Below are 741 nucleotides of genomic sequence, written 5' to 3' on the forward strand. Positions count from 1 at the left end.
CAGAGACAACCAGGAGGTTGGCTTAGAAGCAGCCACCCTTGAAAGAGTGCGTAATAGCTCACTGGTCAAGTGATTCCGCGCCGACAATGTAGCGGGGCTCAAGCGTACCGCCGAAGTCGTGTCATTCATACAATAGGTCCAACGACCGTGTGGATGGGTAGGGGAGCGTCGTGTGCCGGGTGAAGCAGCCGTGGAAACGAGTTGTGGACGGTTCACGAGTGAGAATGCAGGCATGAGTAGCGATACACACGTGAGAAACGTGTGCGCCGATTGACTAAGGGTTCCTGGGTCAAGCTGATCTGCCCAGGGTAAGTCGGGACCTAAGGCGAGGCCGACAGGCGTAGTCGATGGACAACCGGTTGATATTCCGGTACCCGCTTTGAAACGCCCAATATCGAATCAGGCGATGCTAAGTCCGTGAAGCCGTCCTGGACCCTTCGGGGAAAGGGAAGTGGTGGAGCCGACGGACCAGACTTGTAGTAGGTAAGCGATGGGGTGACGCAGGAAGGTAGTCCAGCCCGGGCGGTGGTAGTCCCGGGGTAAGGGTGTAGGCCGTGTGATAGGCAAATCCGTCACACGTTAAGGCTGAGACCTGATGCCGAGCCGATTGTGGCGAAGTGGATGATCCTATGCTGTCGAGAAAAGCCTCTAGCGAGTTTCATGGCGGCCCGTACCCTAAACCGACTCAGGTAGTCAGGTAGAGAATACCGAGGCGTTCGGGTGAACTATGGTTAAGGAACT

General features: G+C 56.3%; 1 rRNA gene. It reads left to right on the forward strand.

Going from position 1 to position 741, the window contains the following annotated elements:
• Positions 1 to 741, forward strand: a 23S ribosomal RNA gene (locus RM609_RS34175); the annotation flags it as partial.

Origin of the sequence: Streptomyces hesseae (assembly GCF_031845785.1) — a bacterium.
GTDB classification, from domain to species: Bacteria; Actinomycetota; Actinomycetes; order Streptomycetales; family Streptomycetaceae; genus Streptomyces; species Streptomyces hesseae.